Annotated in this window: 15 protein-coding genes; 14 read left to right on the top strand and 1 reads right to left on the bottom strand. The window is 52.1% G+C overall.

Annotation, left to right across the window (positions count from 1 at the left end):
- Positions 1-13 precede the first annotated feature (13 nt).
- The 3 genes from LK536_RS31055 to LK536_RS31045 all read left to right on the top strand — a co-directional run bounded on the left by LK536_RS31055 (position 14) and on the right by LK536_RS31045 (position 2868).
- Positions 14-1285 (top strand): acyl-CoA reductase, encoded by a 1272-nt coding sequence (locus LK536_RS31055; protein ID WP_227794912.1) that lies wholly within the window; start codon positions 14-16, stop codon positions 1283-1285.
- Between the two features lie 115 nt (positions 1286-1400).
- Positions 1401-2246: a glycoside hydrolase family 25 protein gene (locus LK536_RS31050; protein ID WP_227794911.1), complete on the top strand. Its 846-nt coding sequence runs from the start codon at positions 1401-1403 to the stop codon at positions 2244-2246.
- Positions 2247-2334: 88 nt separating this feature from the next.
- Positions 2335-2868, top strand: coding sequence for a Holliday junction resolvase RecU (locus tag LK536_RS31045; RefSeq protein WP_008725553.1), 534 nt, complete (start codon positions 2335-2337; stop codon positions 2866-2868).
- A gap of 36 nt (positions 2869-2904) precedes the next feature.
- On the opposite strand, the gene LK536_RS31040 is transcribed toward LK536_RS31045, so the two are convergent.
- Positions 2905-3447: a GNAT family N-acetyltransferase gene (locus LK536_RS31040; RefSeq protein WP_008725554.1), complete on the bottom strand. Its 543-nt coding sequence runs from the start codon at positions 3445-3447 to the stop codon at positions 2905-2907.
- A gap of 152 nt (positions 3448-3599) precedes the next feature.
- Between LK536_RS31040 and LK536_RS31035 the strand changes: the two genes are divergently transcribed.
- The 11 genes from LK536_RS31035 (at position 3600) to LK536_RS30985 (ending at position 18381) form a co-directional block, all read left to right on the top strand.
- Positions 3600-4163 (top strand): helix-turn-helix domain-containing protein, encoded by a 564-nt coding sequence (locus LK536_RS31035; protein ID WP_227794910.1) that lies wholly within the window; start codon positions 3600-3602, stop codon positions 4161-4163.
- A gap of 79 nt (positions 4164-4242) precedes the next feature.
- Positions 4243-5598, top strand: coding sequence for an ATP phosphoribosyltransferase regulatory subunit (gene hisZ / locus LK536_RS31030; RefSeq protein ID WP_506092018.1), 1356 nt, complete (start codon positions 4243-4245; stop codon positions 5596-5598).
- Between the two features lie 30 nt (positions 5599-5628).
- The gene (gene hisG / locus LK536_RS31025; protein WP_008725559.1) at positions 5629-6276 is read left to right on the top strand and encodes an ATP phosphoribosyltransferase; all 648 of its coding nucleotides are present in this window, start codon (positions 5629-5631) and stop codon (positions 6274-6276) included.
- Complete coding sequence (gene hisD, locus LK536_RS31020) at positions 6277-7569, top strand: histidinol dehydrogenase (RefSeq protein WP_227794909.1); 1293 nt, start codon at positions 6277-6279, stop codon at positions 7567-7569. It begins immediately after the preceding gene.
- A gap of 135 nt (positions 7570-7704) precedes the next feature.
- A complete protein-coding gene (gene hisB, locus LK536_RS31015) occupies positions 7705-8295 on the top strand; it encodes an imidazoleglycerol-phosphate dehydratase HisB (RefSeq protein WP_008725564.1) in 591 nt (196 codons plus the stop codon).
- A gap of 14 nt (positions 8296-8309) precedes the next feature.
- Positions 8310-9311, top strand: a complete 1002-nt coding sequence (locus LK536_RS31010) for a hypothetical protein (protein ID WP_227794908.1) — start codon at positions 8310-8312, stop codon at positions 9309-9311.
- A 19-nt stretch (positions 9312-9330) separates the two neighbouring features.
- Positions 9331-10050: a 1-(5-phosphoribosyl)-5-[(5-phosphoribosylamino)methylideneamino]imidazole-4-carboxamide isomerase gene (hisA, locus tag LK536_RS31005; RefSeq protein WP_227794907.1), complete on the top strand. Its 720-nt coding sequence runs from the start codon at positions 9331-9333 to the stop codon at positions 10048-10050.
- A 12-nt stretch (positions 10051-10062) separates the two neighbouring features.
- Entirely contained in the window at positions 10063-11376 is a 1314-nt protein-coding gene (gene hisIE / locus LK536_RS31000; protein WP_025482004.1) for a bifunctional phosphoribosyl-AMP cyclohydrolase/phosphoribosyl-ATP diphosphatase HisIE, read from the top strand.
- A gap of 848 nt (positions 11377-12224) precedes the next feature.
- The gene (locus LK536_RS30995; protein WP_008725571.1) at positions 12225-14429 is read left to right on the top strand and encodes an EAL domain-containing protein; all 2205 of its coding nucleotides are present in this window, start codon (positions 12225-12227) and stop codon (positions 14427-14429) included.
- The gene (locus LK536_RS30990) at positions 14426-18013 is read left to right on the top strand and encodes a response regulator (RefSeq protein ID WP_227794906.1); all 3588 of its coding nucleotides are present in this window, start codon (positions 14426-14428) and stop codon (positions 18011-18013) included. The genes LK536_RS30995 and LK536_RS30990 overlap by 4 nt, the downstream gene beginning before the upstream one ends.
- Positions 18014-18015: 2 nt before the next feature.
- Positions 18016-18381 carry an Hpt domain-containing protein gene (locus LK536_RS30985; protein ID WP_008725575.1) on the top strand — a complete coding sequence of 122 codons (366 nt, stop codon included), beginning with the start codon at positions 18016-18018 and terminating at the stop codon, positions 18379-18381.
- Position 18382: the final 1 nt, after the last annotated feature.

Raw genomic sequence — 18382 nt, 5'->3', positions numbered from 1 at the left:
AAGGAACTGGGACATGATTCTGGCAAATGGAAAATTATACGATTCCGGCAGGCAGGGAGAGGTCCTTGCCTGTATGGAGGAGCGGATTAACAGGACCATGGAAGGGAAACATCTGGAGGCGGACATGGTGATATCCGCCCTGGCCTGTCTGGGACAGAAGCTGGAACAGAGGTACGGGTATCCGCAGGCCGCAGGAATGTTTAGCCGTGAAGCCATGGAGGACAGGCTTATGCGGGAGCTGGGGAATGCCCGTCCATATGGTTCCGTGAAGCCATCGCCCAATAGCCGTATCTCCACCCGTGTCATGCCTCTTGGAACCCTGCTCCACATCGGGGCAGGCAATGCGGATTTCCTTCCGGCTTACAGTGTGGCAGAGGGCCTCCTAACCTGTAATGTGAACATACTGAAGCTGCCGGGCGCGGACAGCGGGGCGTCCTTGGAAATGCTGCGCATGCTCATTGATATCCAGCCGGAACTGGCTGATTATATCTATGTTTTTGATACCTCTTCTAAGGACAGGGATGCGCTGATGCAGCTGGCAGGACTGGCAGACGGAATCGTGGTGTGGGGAGGCGATGGGGCGGTTACCCAGGTAAGGAGCCTGGCGCCTCCCGGAATCAGGCTGGTTGAATGGGGACATAAACTGGGCTTTGCGTATATTTCAGGATACACGGACAGGGAAGCGGAACTGGCTGCCCTGGCAGGGCACATGATGGCCACAAAGCAGCTTTTGTGCAGTTCGTGCCAGACCGTATTCATTGATACGGAATCCTATGAGGAAATCCTGGAGTTCGGAAGGGGATTCCTGGATTACCTGGAGCGGGCCGCAGACAGATTTCCAGGCAGCAATCCTATTGTGGCAGGCGCAATCAGTCTCAGACGTTACAATGATGAACTGGAGCGGATTGTTTATGGGGAGGGCACAGGCGGGAACAGGATATTCCAGGGAAAAGGATGCAGCGTGACCGTATGCGGCGATATGGAACTGGAACTGTCCCCTATGTTTGGGAACTGCCTGATAAAGCGTCTGCCCAGAAACAAGGCGTTTGGATGCCTGCGCCGCCATAAAGGACATCTGCAGACAGCAGGACTTATATGTGCAGGTGAATGCAGGGAGGAACTGGTGAAGCTTCTGTGTTCTTGCGGCGTGAGCCGGATTACAGACGCGGGAAGCATGTCAGCCTTATTTGCCGACGGGACGCATGACGGGGAGTATCCCCTGAGACGTTATGTCAGGTTCGTGGATGTGGAGGACCCTGGTACAGACCTTTGCAATGAACGGTGAAGACGGCGTCCGCTGTCTATGCAGGGCTGTACTGGTCCTCGATGGGAGGCGGTATTCCTGCAGGGAGTGGGCTTTATGGCCAGGACTGCCTATACACAGGAAAGGAGGATGGGATGTGAAAAAGCCTTTTCAAACAGGAATCAGGGCAGTCCTGGCAGTTATCTGTATCGGAGCAGTCCTGGCAGCAATTTACGGTTACGGTATATTACAGGGCTGGTTCCTGCTTAATAACCCTTCCAGGAAACTATATCCAATCCGCGGCGTGGATGTATCCCATTACCAGGGCGAGATTGACTGGGCTGTCTTAAGCGGACAGGATATACGGTTCGCATATATCAAGGCCACGGAGGGAAGCAGCCATACGGATGGGAGGTTCCTGGAAAACTGGGACCATGCAACGGTTACGGATTTGAAGGTGGGGGCCTATCATTTCTTCAGTTTCGACAGTCCGGCAGAGACACAGGCAGAACATTTTATTAAGACCGTCCAGGGGTTTGACGGGATGCTGCCGCCAGTTGTGGATTTTGAATTTTACGGTGATAAAAAAGCCAGCCCTCCCCCGGTGGAACCAACGGTGCATGAGCTGTGGGTCATGCTGGGGAAACTGAGGCAGCATTATGGGATGACGCCCATCCTCTATGCCACGGAGGAAACCTACCACATGTATCTGGAGGGACGCTTTGATGAATATCCCCTTTGGATACGCAATGTGACGGGGCAGCCGGATACGGATACGGACTGGCTGTTCTGGCAGTACAGCAACCGCGGGCGGCTGGACGGATATACGGGGGATGAGCGGTTCATTGACCTGAACGTGTTTGCAGGAGACGAGGTGCAGTGGGCTGAATTTACAGAAACAGGAGGACAGACAGATGAAGTGGAGGGCCAGGATGGACTGAAGAGGCAGGACGGGGCGGAGGGGCAGGACGGACTGGAGGACCAGGACAGGCCGGGAAAATGACTTGAGAAAAAACAGATGTTCTGGTATACTGATGGAACACGGGAAAATGACTTTGACCGTAATGTTTTTTTGAAAGGAATGTATCTGCATGGGAACCTGGAACACAAGAGGCTTAAGGGGATCCACCCTGGAGGATTTAATCAACCATACCAATGAAAGCTACCGGGACAGGCATTTGGCGCTGATCCAGAAAATCCCCACGCCCATAACACCCATTGAGATTGATAAGGCAAGCAGGCATATAACGCTGGCGTATTTTGACCAGAAGAGTACGGTGGATTACATAGGGACCGTGCAGGGAATACCGGTATGCTTTGATGCAAAGGAATGCGCGGCTAAGACATTTCCCCTTCAGAACATCCATCCCCATCAGATCCAGTTCATGAAGGAGTTTGAGGAACAGGGCGGGATTGCGTTCATCATCCTGTATTTTACTAGCCTTAACGAGATGTATTACATGCCCTTTGAGCATATATATACCTTTTGGAAGCGGATGGAGGACGGCGGACGCAAAAGCTTTACCTATGATGAAGTGGATAAGGCGTGGAGGATACGCTCCTTTCGGGACATGCTGGTGCATTATCTGGAGGGGATACAGAAAGACCTGGACAGAAGGCCGTGACGGATGGCAGGACCTTGCTGCCAGGTCTTTTATGGATTATGGGCGGAGCAGTTTTTCATATGCAATCTTGTCGCTGTTGTCAAAGGTGACCACGCCGCAGTATCCGTATCCGTTCTTTTCCAGGAGATGCCTCATGATGGCATTGTCCTGGTCCGTATCGATTTTAATGCTGTATATGCCTTTTGAAAGGCAGAGTTCCTCGGCATGGCTGAACATGAGGGATGCAAGCCCCCTTCCTTTGCAGGTATTGTCGATGGCCAGTCTGTGGATCACGGCGTAGGGCTGATGGCTTTTCCAGGTCCCCCGGAGGGATTCGTAACATGTTTCACCATCAAAGGAAATGCAGGCATACGCAATGATACGGTCCCCGTCTGTCATCACATATCCGTTGTTGTTCCTGATATCATCTGCCACGGAATCCCGGTTGGGATATTCCTTCTGCCATTGGTCCACCCCCTGGTCCCTGAGGAACTGCCGCGCCTCTTTTATGATTTCCCAGCAACGGTCAATTTCCTTATCCGTGGAGCGTCTGAATGCGGGACGTGTTCCTGAATGTGTTTCTGATTGTGTACCTGCCATGTGTTTTTCCTCCTTTGCTATCTTGGGATTGACCTTAAATGTAAATAAAAGTATAATATAGTGGAATGTAGGAACCAATATATTGGAAGTCTACTATATTGTACTATTAATCCATTATATTGTCAATCAGGTATCTGGCTTTATTGGAGGAAATGATGGATATTAATATTAATCTGGAAGTGGGCCGCAATATCAGGCGGCTGAGGGAAGCAAAAAAACTGACCCTGGACGGGGCCGCGGCAGCAACCGGGGTATCCAGGAGCATGCTGGCCCAAATTGAGAAGGGGGATGTGAACCCCACTATTTCCGTACTCTGGAAGATTGCCAATGGCTATAAGGTATCCTTTACCTCGCTGGTTGAGACAGGCATGGAGGATGCCGCCGTCATAAGGGCAGGCGATATCACGCCTATCATGGAGGACGGGGGAAACTATATGAATTATCCCGTGTTTGCCTTTGATGACAGGAAGCTGTTTGAGACATACCGGATTGTCATAAAGCCGGGAGGATGCTTAAAGGCCCGGCCGCACCTGGCCGGAACCGAGGAGTATATAACCCTGTTTTGTGGTCAGGCCGTCATAGAGGCGGCCGGACAGGAGTGGGAGCTGGCAGAGGGGGATTCCATCCGCTTTAAGGCGGACACGGCCCACGGTTACCGCAATCCGGGGACGGGAAATGCAGAGATGAGTATGGTAATCTTTTATGGGAGACAGTAGGATTTCTGATTGACAATCCGTCTGATATCCCCTATAATAATACAATCACGTTATCGAATTAGCACTTTACTACGAAAAAGTGAAGGTGAACGATAACAAAGGCTGCAGGTATAATGATGCAGATGCAATGGCAAAAGCCAAAGAATATGATAAAAGAGGATGGGACATGATGGCAGGAAAGAACCGTTTAATCCACACCCCGGAAGGCGTGAGGGACAGTTACAATGCGGAGTGCAGAAAGAAACTGGCGGTGCAGGATAAGATATTGAACACCTTATACCTGTACGGCTATGAGCATATACAGACGCCCAGCTTTGAATATTTCGACATATTCAGCAAGGACAGGGGAAGCGTGTCGGACCGGGAGATGTTCAAGTTTTTTGACCGGGATAATAATACCCTGGTGCTCCGCCCGGATATGACCCCGGCCGTTGCAAGGTGTGTCGCCAAATATTTCATGGATGATGACATGCCGCTGCGTCTCTGCTACCTGGAGCGCACCTTTAAGAACAACAGCAGCTACCAGGGAAGGCTCAAGGAGAGGGCCGAGATGGGGGCCGAGCTTATCGGGGATGATTCTGCCGACGGGGACGCCGAGATGATTGCCATGGTCATCGACAGCCTGAAGGCGGCGGGCCTTAAGGAATTCCAGGTGGAACTGGGACAGGTGGCATTTTACCGCAGCCTTTTGGAAGAAGCGGGGTTCAGTGAGGAAGTGGAAGAGGAGCTGAACCAGCTGGTGGAGAATAAGAATGACTTTGGCGTGGCTGAACTGCTTAAGGGCCAGGATATTGATGAGGGCTTAAAGCAGGTGTTCTTGAAACTGCCGGAGCTGTTTGGTTCCCTGGAACAGATTGTCCAGGCAAGGAAGCTGACATCCTCCCCCAAGGCCCTGGCTGCCATTGAACGGCTGGAGCAGGTCCATGCCATCCTTCAAAGCTATGGACTGGCGGATTATGTGTCCTATGATCTGGGGATGCTCAGCAAGTATCATTATTATACGGGAATCATTTTCAAGGCATATACATATGGGACAGGGGATTATATTGTCACCGGAGGCCGTTATGATAAGCTTCTGGTCCAGTTTGGCAAGGATACGCCTGCCGTCGGCTTCGCCATTGTGGTGGACCAGGTCATGGCGGCCCTGTCCAGACAGCAGATAGATACGCCTGTGACCCTGGTGAACACGGTTATCCTCTATGAAGCCCCGGCCAGGGATAACGCCATACGCCTGGGCCGTTATTTTAAGGAAAAGGGCCTTGCCGTCCAGTCCATGAAGCGGCGGCAGGATAAGAGCCTGGAAGATTACAGGGACATGACGCTGGGGCGCCACATGAGGAACCTCCTGTATCTGAAGGATGACGGCCGGGTGGTCACTGCCATGGATATGGTGAACGGCAGTGCGGATGAGATTCCCATTGAGGCGTATGAGTAAGAATTGAATTATCGGAGGGCTTGAAGGCAGATGAGATATTTAACAATAGCACTGGCAAAGGGCAGGCTGGCCAAAAAGGCCATGGAACTGTTTGAGGCAATCGGTATTTCCTGTGACGAGATGAAGGATAAGGATTCCAGGAAGCTGATATTTGTAAATGAGGAGCTGGGGATCCGTTTCTTCCTGGCCAAAGCCAATGATGTGCCCACTTACGTGGAATATGGGGCGGCGGATATAGGTATCGTGGGCAAGGACACCATCCTGGAGGAGGGGCGCAAGCTCTACGAGGTCATGGACCTGGGGATGGGCAGGTGCAGGATGTGCGTGTGCGGTCCTGAATCGGCAAAGGAGAGCTTAAGGCATCATGAGCTGATACGCGTGGCCACCAAGTATCCTAATATTGCAAAGGATTATTTTTATAACCAGAAGTATCAGACCGTGGAGATCATCAAGCTGAACGGTTCCATTGAACTGGCACCCATCGTGGGGCTGTCAGAGGTAATCGTGGATATCGTGGAGACCGGCTCTACCCTCAGGGAGAACGGCCTGGCCGTTCTGGAGGAGGTATGCAGCCTGTCCGCCCGCATGGTGGTGAACCAGGTGAGCATGAAGACGGAGAACGGGCGTATCACGAAGATAATCAAGGATTTCCAGGCACTGCTTAAGGAGGATAATTAAATGAGAATCATAACATTAGACGATGCATCCATGAAGAATATCCTGGCTGACATGCTCAGACGCGACCCGAACAACTATGACAGCTATACAAAGACCGTGGAAGCGATTGTGGAAAATGTAAAGAACCGCAGGGATGAGGCCGTGTTTGAGTATACAAGGGAATTTGACCATGCGGACCTGGATGCATCCAACATCCGGGTGACACAGGAAGAGATAGGAGAGGCCATGGCCCAGGTGGACGAAGGCCTTCTTGCAGTCATGAAAAAGTCCATGGACAATATCCGCCGTTACCACGAAAAGCAGAAGAGGAACAGCTGGTTTGACGCCCAGCCAGATGGCACCATACTGGGCCAGAAGGTGACGGCCCTTGAGAGCGTGGGCGTTTATGTGCCGGGGGGCAAGGCGGCCTATCCATCCTCTGTGCTGATGAATATCATACCGGCCGAGGTTGCAGGGGTAAAGCGGATTGTCATGGTGACCCCGCCGGGGAAGGACGGGAAGGTGAATCCTGTCACCCTCACAGCCGCCCATCTGGCAGGCGCCACCGAGGTGTATAAGGTGGGCGGGGCCCAGGCAGTGGCAGCCCTTGCCTTTGGCACCCAGTCCATACCCAGGGTCAATAAGATTGTGGGACCGGGCAATATCTTTGTTGCCCTTGCCAAGAAGGCTGTGTACGGCCATGTGAGCATTGACAGCATTGCAGGCCCCAGCGAGATCCTGGTGATTGCGGATGACAGCGCCAATCCGCGCTTTGTGGCTGCCGACCTTTTAAGCCAGGCCGAGCATGATGAGCTGGCAAGCGCCATATTGGTGACCACCAGCATGGAGCTTGCTAAGAAGGTGTCGGATGAGGTGGATGGTTTCCTGAAGGTATTATCCAGAAGCGATATCATTGCAAAGTCCCTGGATAATTACGGGTATATCCTGGTTGCGGATACCATGGAAAAGGCGGTGGAGACAGCCAACAATATTGCGCCCGAGCATCTTGAGATTGTAACGGCCAATCCCTTTGAGATCATGACGAAGATCCAGAACGCGGGGGCCATCTTCATCGGCGAATACAGCAGCGAACCCCTGGGGGATTACTTCGCTGGACCGAACCATATCCTGCCCACCAACGGGACAGCCAAATTCTTCTCGCCTCTTGGAGTGGATGACTTCATCAAGAAATCCAGCATCATTTACTACTCCAGGGAGGCGCTTGAGAAGGCTCATAAGGATATTGAATTGTTTGCGGAGTCCGAACACCTGACCGCACATGCCAATTCCATCCGGGTACGGTTCGAACCATAGGCTTAATGCCTGTTTTTTGGAATTGGGTGTGAACGCGCTTCATGATACCGGGGCAGGGGTCCTGGTCGGGGTTCCTGGGTGGGATTCCCGGACGGCGCCAGGTATCGTCAAGCCACATGAAATTAGGAGGGATATATGATGGAAAGGACGGCCGTGGTAACACGGAATACAAAAGAAACAGAAATCCAGATAAGCCTTAACCTGGATGGGAGCGGGAACGCGGATATCCAGACAGGCATCGGATTCTTTGACCATATGCTGAACAGTTTTGCCCGTCACGGGTTCTTTGACCTGACCGTAAAGGTGAAGGGGGACCTGGAAGTGGATAATCACCACACCATTGAGGATACCGGGATTGTCCTGGGACAGGCGATTAAACAGGCTGTGGGGGATAAAAAAGGGATTGTGCGCTATGGTTCCCAGATCCTCCCCATGGATGAATCCCTGGTCCTGTGCGCCCTGGATCTGTGCGGCAGGCCGTATCTGGTCTATGATCTGGACCTGGACCGTGAAAAAGTAGGGGATTTGGAGACAGAGATGGTCCGGGAATTCTTCTATGCCATTTCCTATGCAGCAGAAATGAACCTGCACATCAGGCAGATGGCAGGCATGAACAACCACCATATCATTGAAGCTGCCTTTAAGGCATTTGCAAAGGCCCTGGACAGTGCGGTTGCAGCAGAGCCAAGACTTACAGGCGTGCTCTCCACCAAAGGAAGCCTTTAGGAAGGAGGCCGGCAGTGGGAGAAGGGACACCGGCAGGGGAAGGGATGGCAGGAGGCCATGTCCTGTCCAAAAAGATGATTGGCCTGGCATACGGGAATAGAAAGCTTATGGCGGGAATCCTGCTGCTGATATTAGGATTGTCTTCTGCCCTGGCCGGACTGATGCTGGACCAGGAGGCCAGAAGGGGATACAGGGAGGAACAGAACCTCGCGGTTCCCTTTGATTCCAGTGAACCGGGTGGATACAGCTATGTCAGGCTGCAGTATCTGACGGATAGTTTTGCGGAACACGTAAAATCAGAAGAGAATTATTATTACGGGTTTGATTTTATGTTCAGGCCCTACATCATTTCCATGAAAGGCCATATGCCTGAGAACCTGATGGCCCTCATGGACTATACATATGGGGATGGGCTTTCTGAGCCACCTCCTGCAGTGGATGTATGCGGCTATGGAAGACCCATTGTGCCGGAAATGCTTGGATACGCAAGGGAGTACTACAGCCAGCTGTGGGAGGAAAACCAGCTGCCCATTACCATGGAGGATCTGACCCAGATAGTGGGGAACTACTATCTGGACACGGTTCCCAGGACCTACCTGGAGCAATATCCCTGGTCCGTCCTGTTCTATTTGATTCCGGCATTCATACTGGTTCTTGGCGGGAACCGGCTGTTCCGGTACTTCAGGGGACTGAAGGCCCAACGTGCGGGCCTGTTTGGAAGGCCGGAGGAGCTTAGGGCGGCGGACCTGGAACTGCAGCACACGGATGAGGCCGTCAAAGGCAGCCGCGTTTACCTGACAGAGCATTTCATCGTGACATCCTTTTACCGGTTTGATGTGATTCCATACACCTTCGTTGACCGGATGGAGGCCAGCGGGGGATTTGTGATTGCCGTCACCAGGGATGGGTATGCACATATCGTGTCAGGCGGCAGGCATGGGGGACAGATTCTTGGGATGCTTCAAAAGAAACTGGGGCAGGCAATGCCGGACACATACGGGCAGGCAGGACAATAAAAAGAAAGAGGAGAAATCAATGCAGTTATATCCGGCAATAGACATGAAGGACGGACAGTGTGTCCGTTTAAGGCAGGGAGAATTTAAGGACATTACCGTGTATTCGGATGCGCCCTGGAAGGTGGCGGCCTGGTGGCAGGCGCAGGGAGCCACCTTCCTGCACCTGGTGGACCTGGATGGCGCCCTGGCGGGCCATTCCGTTAACGAGGAGGCCATCAGGAAGATTGTGGATCATGTGTCCATACCCATAGAGATAGGCGGCGGAATCCGCTCAGAGGAGGCAGTCCGCGGCATGCTTGACCTGGGGGTGAAGCGGGTAATCATCGGGACCAAGGCAGTGGAGCATCCTGAATTCCTGGAAGAGATGGTCAGTAAATTCGGGGAAGACGCCATTGTGGCCGGTGTGGATGCCAGGAACGGAATGGTGGCGGTGGAGGGCTGGGAAAAGGTCAGCTCCATGACTGCCAGTGAACTATGCCTTAAGATGAAAGGCTATGGCGTAAAGCATATTGTGTACACTGATATATCCAGGGATGGGATGCTGTCCGGCCCCAATGTAAAGGCCACAAAACGTCTGACCGATGATACGGGACTTGACATCATAGCATCCGGCGGGGTATCCTGTATGCAGGACCTGAAGGAACTGCATGAGGCGGGAATCAGGGGAGCAATCATTGGAAAGGCCCTTTATGAAAACAGGATTGATCTGAAGGAAGCCGTAATGCTTTATGAAAACTAGGAGATACATACTATGACGGATTACAAAAAGCTGATATTAGGATTTGGCGTAAAGGAAGGCAGGGCATATACCTGGGACGGACGGACCGTGTACGGCAGCCCTCTGGCAGTACTTGCAAGGCAGGGGTGCGACAACGGGGCGGACGAGGTGCTGATATATGACCATTCTGAAAGCGATGAGGACCACGAGTCCGTAATCGGCATCATGAAGGAAACAGCCAGGACAATCGATGAGCCCATACTGGCAGGCGGCCGCGTAAGACGCCTGGAGGATGTGAAAAAGTATCTTTATGCAGGTGCAAGCGCGGTCTTTCTGGATGTGGGCCGGGAAGATAATGTGGACATGATGAAGGAGGCCGCGGACCGTTTCGGAAGGGAAAAGATATATGCCTATCTCCCCAACGTATCCTATATCCCCAGGATGGAGGAGTATGCGCAGCTTGGCGCATCCGTGATGATTGTCAGGACCTCTGCCCAGGTCCCATCCTTACAGGAACTGGGGGAAATCGGCGAGGGCGGACATGGGACACTGATATTCTGCGGCGGCCACGACTCCATCCAGGACATGGCCGGCGAGTTGAAAATCCATTTCGGCTGTCCCCAGGTCCAGGGCGCTGTCCTTACCCTTCAGGAAGGAAAAACAGGCTCCTGCATGGAGATGAAACAGATATTAAAAAGCGCAGGCATATCAACGGATACCTTTGAGAGCGCCGTGTCATGGAATGATTTCAAGCTGAACAGCGACGGGCTTATCCCTGTCATCGTACAGGATTACAAAAGCCTGGAGGTTCTGATGCTGGCCTATATGGACGAGGAGGCATTCCAGGCAACCCTGACCACCGGGAAGATGACCTATTACAGCAGGAGCCGCAGGAAACTATGGCTTAAGGGCGAAACCAGCGGACATTACCAGTATGTGAAGTCCCTGAAGATAGACTGCGACAATGACACCATCCTTGCCACGGTAAAACAGGTAGGGGCAGCCTGCCACACCGGAAACAGGAGCTGTTTCTACACCACCCTGGCGGAAAAGGAATACAAGGAAACCAATCCGCTGAAGGTATTTGAGGATGTCTACCATGTCATCCTGGACCGGAAGGAACATCCAAAGGAAGGTTCCTACACCAACTACCTGTTTGACAAGGGAATCGACAAAATCCTTAAAAAGCTGGGTGAGGAAGCCACGGAAATCATCATAGCGGCCAAGAACCCGGACCCGGAGGAAATCAAATATGAGATATCGGATTTCCTGTATCATATGATGGTGTTAATGGCTGATAAAGGTGTTACATGGGAAGAAATAACAGAGGAGCTTGCGAACCGGTAGGGGGATGTTGGGAGAGGCAGAGGGAGTGTGACGTAGGTTACGCAGCCTCTGCTTTTTTGTGTTCTCCGGAGGAATGGGCGGGGGACAGGCAGGGGGACGGTTCCTGGTTCCGGGGGCATGGCCTGCTAACTCAAAAAGACGCCGGAAACAGGGCACCGCGCGCCAACTACCGAAGAAATCTTCATGATTTTTCGTCCGTGGGCGCTCTGCACTCGGGCTTGGAAGCCCTCCCTCGGCCCTGTTTCCGCCGCCTTTTTGAGCAAGCAGACCAAGCCCCCTCCACAAGGAACCGTCCCCCTGCCTGTCCCCCGCCCATTCCTCCTGCCAAGGTTCCTGAAGAGGCCGCTGAGCCTTCCGCCATCTGCCATCTAAACCAAAAAAAGACAAATTTAAAAGACAGCCCGATACTTTTCAATTCCCGGCCCGATTTAAGTGGTATAGAAGGGAATATAAAACGTAGCGGGTGAGCGGGATGGGGATGGGGGAGATGGATGCATCTACAGGACCGTGCTGGACTTAGGGTGTGGGAAGGGGCGCTAAGAGGCTGGCGCCATTGTCTGAGCCCGATACCAAAATACCTGGTAGAAGACCAGGCGCGAGTTTTGGCAGCCAGCCTCTTGTCCAGCGCCCCTTCCCACACCCTTAGACCAGCTAGGTCCGCAGCCCGCGTCCATCTCCCCCATCCCCATTCCGCTCACGAACGGATGCACCTCCCCCTTCTCCCCTTATATTCCCCCTAAAATCCCCCAAAACCCATCATTGAGTTTTTGATACCACTATGTTAAAATAAAATGGATTAATTATCTATATTTCATACCATTTATATCCTAAAGAAGAGGAGTAAAGTTATGTTTTCACGAAAGAAGATTTTGGTGGTGGAAGACAATGCACTTAACCGGAGCCTGTTGTGCCAGATTCTGTCCGCTGACTATGATGTTGAGGAAGCAGAGAATGGCCAGGAGGCCCTTGGGGTGTTGAGGCAGTTTGGAGAGGGGATATCCCTTATCCTGTTGGATATCATCATGCCTGTCATGGATGGTTATACCTTCCTGTCCATTATGAAAGCAGACCCTTCTTATTCCTCTATCCCTGTCATTGTCACGACCCAGAACGATGCTGAGTCAGATGAGGTGGCGGCCCTGTCCCACGGGGCAACGGATTTTGTTGCAAAGCCTTATAAGCCTCAGGTCATCCTGCACCGGGTGGCGGGAATCATCAGGCTGCGCGAAACCGCTGCCATGATTAACATGATCCAGTATGACAGGCTTACGGGACTTTACAGCAAGCAGTATTTTTACCAGCAGGCAGGCGAGGTGCTCCTGCGCAACCCTGACCAGCAGTATGACATAATATGTTCGGATATTGAGAACTTCAAACTGATTAATGATGTATTCGGTGTCAAGGCAGGAGACAGCCTGCTGCGCGGAATCGGCAATGCTTACGCGGAGCGGTTAAAGGGTATCGGTATCTGCGGGCGTCTTAATTCCGACCAGTTCGCATGCCTGGTAGAGCACAGGGGTGACTATGCAGATGACATGTTCATTGAGGCCAGCGCCCTGGTGAACGGATTGCTTGATATACATAATATTGTGATGAAATGGGGCATCTATAATGTGGAGGACAGATCTGTGTCCATTGAACAGATCTGCGACCGCGCATTGCTGGCAGCCCGGAGCATCAAAGGCCAGTACGGCAAGTATTTTGCTATATATGATGATACGCTGCGCAACCAGCTTCTGAGGGAACAGGCCATTACGGACAGCATGGAATCCGCGCTGTCACAGAACCAGTTCCTGGTCTATCTCCAGCCCAAATACAGAATCAAGGACGAGGCCCTGGTGGGGGCTGAGGCCCTGGTGCGCTGGAACCATCCGGTCTGGGGCTTTTTATCCCCGGCTGAATTCATACCATTATTTGAGAAGAACGGATTCATCACCAGGCTGGACCGGTTTGTATGGGAGAAAGCATGCGCCGTGCTCCATGACTGGGATGAGAGGGGATATTATCCCATATCCGTGTCCGTGAATGTCTCACGGGCAGATATCTATAATGAGGATCTTGCAGACACCCTGGTTAAGATCATTGAGAAATATGACCTGGCTCCGTCACGTCTTCACCTGGAAATCACGGAAAGCGCCTACACGGAGAATCCCAAACAGATCATTGATACGGTGACAATCCTTCGGGAACTGGGGTTCGTGATTGAGATGGATGATTTCGGAAGCGGGTATTCATCCCTTAACATGCTCAATGACATGCCCATTGATATATTGAAACTGGATATGAAGTTCATACGGAGCGAGATGGCAAAGCCCAAAAGCCAGGGAATCCTCCAGTTCATCATCAACCTGGCGCGCTGGATGAACCTGAGCGTTGTGGCCGAGGGAGTGGAGACAAAGGCGCAGCTCTTAAGGCTTACGGAGATTGGCTGTGATTATGTACAGGGGTATTATTTTGCAAAGCCGATGCCATGTCAGGAATTCGAAGGGCTGTTGGATGATTACAGGGGAGCAGGGATAGAAGAACCCTTAACGGACGCGGAGGCCAGGAATGAGCTTCCAATCCTGCTGGTTGCGGACGAGGATGAGGATTACCGGGACATGGTGCATAAGGCATTTGAGGGCCGGTACCGTGTGGCCGGTACCGCGGATTGCACCGATACCCTGGCATTCATTGAGGACAATCAGGATATCGCCGCGGTGGTATTGAGCCTGACCCTGCCCGGACCAGACGGTTTCAAGGTCCTTAAGGCCATACAGAAGGACAGGAGTCTGTGGAACCTTCCCGTCATAACCACGTCCGGGCCGGATCCGGAACAGGAGTACAGGGCGCTGGAACAGGGGGCTGATGATTTTATTGCAAAGCCACATTTAATGCAGAGCCTTTCAAGACGGATACAGAGAAGTGCCCTGTTTTACGCATCGGCTGGAGTGGCATTGACCCGGCAGGGAGAAACGCCCCTGGAAGCCATGAAACGCATGAATCCTGAGGTCCCGGGGGTTCAGAATACAAACAAGGATAAATACTGCCTGTGGAGAAAGGAAATAATATGATGGACCACATAGATGCAAATCAGACAGTGCGGCTGTTCTGCCAGGCATGGTTTGAACAGAGGGATGCCGGGGCAGCCCTTGAATATGTGGCGGATGATATACGGTTCGTGGGCACGGGGGACAATGAATATGCCTGCGGAAAAGATGATATGTTCCAATATCTCTTACAGGATATCAGGGAGATACCGGAACCATTCGGAGTGGATTTTTCCGTTGTCTACGAGCAGTATCCGGAGGAATCAGTTTACATCCTGTCCTCGGAATTCACATTGAGGAATACGGTTTATTCCTGGCTTTTGCGGTGCTTTTTCGTACTCCACCTCCAGGATGGAAGGTGGCTGGTAAGTACCCTTAATTTCTCTGAGCCAGCCTCCAGCCAGAGGAACGGGGAGCATTATCCCAAGGTGCTGGTCATGGAGAATATAGCTAAGCAGCGTCAGGAACTGTTGAATGAAGCCTTTGCAGGCGGTATGATGGGCCACTATATGGGGGATGGCTCCCCTTTTTATTTCATCAATCAGAGAATGTTACGATATCTGGGCTACCTGGATGAAAAGGAGTTTGTGGAAGAGATTGACGGATGTATCAGTAACTGCATCCACCCGGAGGACCGGGCTTTGGCGGGACAATCCATTGCAGCCCAGCTGGACAGGGGGGAAGAGTACACCGTAGAGTACAGGATGAGGAAAAAGGACGGATCCTATATCTGGATCCATGATACCGGGCATAAGACGGTAGCAGAGGATGGCCGCCCTGCCATCACATCCGTGTGCAGTGATATCACGGCCCAGAAGCTGGCCCAGTTAGAGGTAATGAACATCTACAATAATATCCCGGGAGCAGTTTTCCGCTGCCGGTTTGATCCTGATTTTTCCGTGATTGATGCCAATGACGGCCTTTTTGATTTCCTTGGCTATTCACGGGAGGAATTCGCGGCAATGGGCAACCGGATGTCAGCAGTCATCTATCCGGAAGACCTGGCAGTCATGGAGGAAAAACTGAGGGCCCAGCTTAAGCATGGCAATACCATCCAGAATGAAAACCGTCTGGTCTGCAAAAATGGGCAGGTAAAATGGATTTCCATTAAAGCGCAGCTGTTCACCGGTGAAAATGGGGAACAGTATTTTTACTGTGTATTCGTAGATGCAACGGACGAGAAAAATGTCCAGGAGCGGGTCAAGGAACTGTATGAGAAAGAACTGCTTTATTTTGCCGAACTGTCCTCTGAGGGAGGCCTGGTACAGGGAAGGCTTAATGTTACACAGAACAGGCTGGAGAGCCATGCCTCCACAGACGATGCATCCGTTGCGGAAATAGGCGATACATATGAGGAGGCAGTTGCGAAGCTGGCAGGTTCCGCGGTGGATGCTGCATACGGCAGGAAAATCCTCCATGACTTACAGCGGGAACGGGTGCTGGCCGGCTATGCCTCAGGCAAGACAACCTATCACTTTGATTTCCAGCGCAGGAGCATCCGCCGGGGATCCTTCTGGTGCAGCGCCAGCCTGCGCTTCTGTCTGAATCCTGAAAGCGGCGACATCATATGCTTTTTCTATACCTTTGATGTGACCGAGAAGATGGTTCAGGAGCAGCTGCTCTATAGGATAGCTGAACTGGATTATGACATAGTGACGGAGATTGACATACAGGAAGACACACACCGTCCGGTTTCCATCCGCTGCAATCAGAAGGAACAGGTGCCAAAGCCCGGCAGGTTCCAGGAATCCATACGGGGGATTGCGGCCCAGTGTATGGAAAAGGCGGCCAGTGAGGAGTATCTTCAGAAACTGGATTACCAATACATTAAGGATCATCTGGAAAAAGAGGACAGCTATTCCTTTATTGTGGAGATGAGGGACCGTGCAGGCGTGATGCGTGTAAAACGGTTTCAGGTCTTCTACATCAATAAGGCCCTGGGTCGTGTGGGCATGTCCCGCACTGATGTGACCGATGTTGTTCGCAAGGAGCAGAGACAGAAGGAAGACCTGGCAGCGGCGCTGGTTGCGGCAGAGCAGGCCAATGCAGCCAAGTCTGATTTCCTTTCCAGGATGAGCCATGAAATCCGCACCCCTATGAACGCCATCATTGGAATGAGCACCATTGCCGCCCAGTCCATCGGGGATGATGAACAGGTGGAAGACTGTATCTCCAAAATTGGAATATCCTCCCGTTTCCTTCTGTCCCTGATTAATGACATCCTGGACATGAGCCGGATTGAGAGCGGGAAGATGCTGCTTAAAAATGAAAAAATACCAACAGAAGATTTCCTGAACGGGATTAATTCCATCTGCTACGCCCAGGCCGCTGCCAGGGGCGTGGATTATGAGTGTATCGTGGACCCTGTGCTGGATGACTATTACATGGGCGATGCCATGAAGCTGCAGCAGGTCCTGATCAATATCCTGAGCAATGCAATCAAGTTTACCAAGGAGGGCGGTAAGGTGACGCTCTCGGCAGCCCTGCGCAGGAAGACCAAGAATGACGCCGTCCTGAGGTTCATTGTCAATGATACGGGTATTGGGATGGGAGAGGAATTCATCCCCCATATCTTCGAACCGTTTTCCCAGGAATCCACAGGCACCACCACTCCTTATGGAGGCTCTGGCCTGGGCCTGGCCATATCCAAAAGTATTGTGGATATGATGGATGGCAAGATAAACGTCCGCTCCATTAAGGGAATCGGCACGGAATTCACCGTTGATGTGAAGCTGGGAATTACGGAGGAAGAAAAACTCCGGCACAATAAAAGGAAAGCCGTCCATAATTTTTCCCATCTGAAGACCCTGGTGGTGGACGATGATGTGGCTGTCTGCGAAAGCGCCATTGTCACGCTGGAGGAAATGGGAATCAAGGCTGAATGGGTGGACAGCGGCCGCAAGGCAGTGGAACGGGTAAGCATGCTGTGGGCCGGCGGCAGGTATTTTGACATGATATTGATTGACTGGAAGATGCCTGAAATGGATGGCATTGAGACGGCGCGCCGCATCCGGCAGATTGTGGGACCGGATGTGACCATCATCATCATGACCGCTTATGACTGGATATGCATTGAACATGAGGCAAAGCTGGCAGGGGTAAACCTGCTGATGAGCAAACCCATGTTTAAATCATCCCTGATTTCTGCGTTCACAAGGGCCTTGGGGGAAAAGGAAGAACAGGAACGCCAGCCGGAAGCATCAGACTATGATTTTTCAGGGAAGCGGGTGCTGCTTGCCGAGGACAATATCATCAATACCGAGGTGGCGGTCATGCTTCTGGAAGGAAAGGGCTTTGGGGTTGATACGGCGGAGAACGGGCTCAGGGCCATGGAGATGTACGGCAAGTCGCCGGATGGGTATTATGACGCCATCTTAATGGATATACGCATGCCCCTTATGGACGGCCTGACAGCAGCCAGGAACATACGCCATCTGAGTAATCCGGATGCCGGAACCATACCGATCATTGCCATGACGGCCAATGCCTTTGATGATGACATTGAAAAGAGCAAGGCAGCCGGCATGGATGCCCATCTGGCCAAACCCATTGAGCCGGAACGGCTGTTTCAAACCTTATATGACTTTATTTTTGGAAAGGAGGCCTGACAATGGGGGAGTTCAGGAAAATATTTGAGGCCTACGGGGCGGATTACAACTCCACAATGGCGCGGTTCATGGGAAATGAGGCCATGTATGTAAAATTTCTGGACATGCTGTTTAAGGATGACAACCTTGAGAAGCTGGGAACAGCCCTTGGGCAGCAGGACTATGAGGCTGCATTTGCTGCCGCCCATACGCTTAAGGGGGTAGTGGGGAATATGGGGCTGACCCCTCTTTTTAACGCGGTCTGCGCCATTGTGGAGCCTCTTCGCAACGGTAAGGACCCGGATGGTTATACCGCATTATATCAGATCATCCGGTCTGAATTCCTACGGGCGGATGAACTTCGGGCAACACTGAAAGAAGGGCGGTAAT

The sequence above is a fragment of the Clostridium pacaense genome, from assembly GCF_020709765.2.
Taxonomy (GTDB): Bacteria; Bacillota; Clostridia; order Lachnospirales; family Lachnospiraceae; genus Enterocloster; species Enterocloster hominis.
Note: the sequence above shows the minus strand (reverse complement) of the source record. Positions and strands in the feature narration are given on the sequence as shown.

Bases quoted from the DNA above. Each gene is read 5' to 3' on its own strand.
- hisG (WP_008725559.1), top strand. From the start codon at position 5,629: ATGAGATATTTAACAATAGCACTGGCAAAGGGCAGGCTGGCCAAAAAG.
- LK536_RS30995 (WP_008725571.1), top strand. From the start codon at position 12,225: ATGTTTTCACGAAAGAAGATTTTGGTGGTGGAAGACAATGCACTTAAC.
- LK536_RS31040 (WP_008725554.1), bottom strand. From the start codon at position 3,447: ATGGCAGGTACACAATCAGAAACACATTCAGGAACACGTCCCGCATTC.
- LK536_RS31045 (WP_008725553.1), top strand. From the start codon at position 2,335: ATGGGAACCTGGAACACAAGAGGCTTAAGGGGATCCACCCTGGAGGAT.
- LK536_RS30990 (WP_227794906.1), top strand. From the start codon at position 14,426: ATGATGGACCACATAGATGCAAATCAGACAGTGCGGCTGTTCTGCCAG.
- hisD (WP_227794909.1), top strand. From the start codon at position 6,277: ATGAGAATCATAACATTAGACGATGCATCCATGAAGAATATCCTGGCT.
- LK536_RS31035 (WP_227794910.1), top strand. From the start codon at position 3,600: ATGATGGATATTAATATTAATCTGGAAGTGGGCCGCAATATCAGGCGG.
- LK536_RS30985 (WP_008725575.1), top strand. From the start codon at position 18,016: ATGGGGGAGTTCAGGAAAATATTTGAGGCCTACGGGGCGGATTACAAC.
- LK536_RS31055 (WP_227794912.1), top strand. From the start codon at position 14: ATGATTCTGGCAAATGGAAAATTATACGATTCCGGCAGGCAGGGAGAG.
- hisB (WP_008725564.1), top strand. From the start codon at position 7,705: ATGATGGAAAGGACGGCCGTGGTAACACGGAATACAAAAGAAACAGAA.
- hisA (WP_227794907.1), top strand. From the start codon at position 9,331: ATGCAGTTATATCCGGCAATAGACATGAAGGACGGACAGTGTGTCCGT.
- hisIE (WP_025482004.1), top strand. From the start codon at position 10,063: ATGACGGATTACAAAAAGCTGATATTAGGATTTGGCGTAAAGGAAGGC.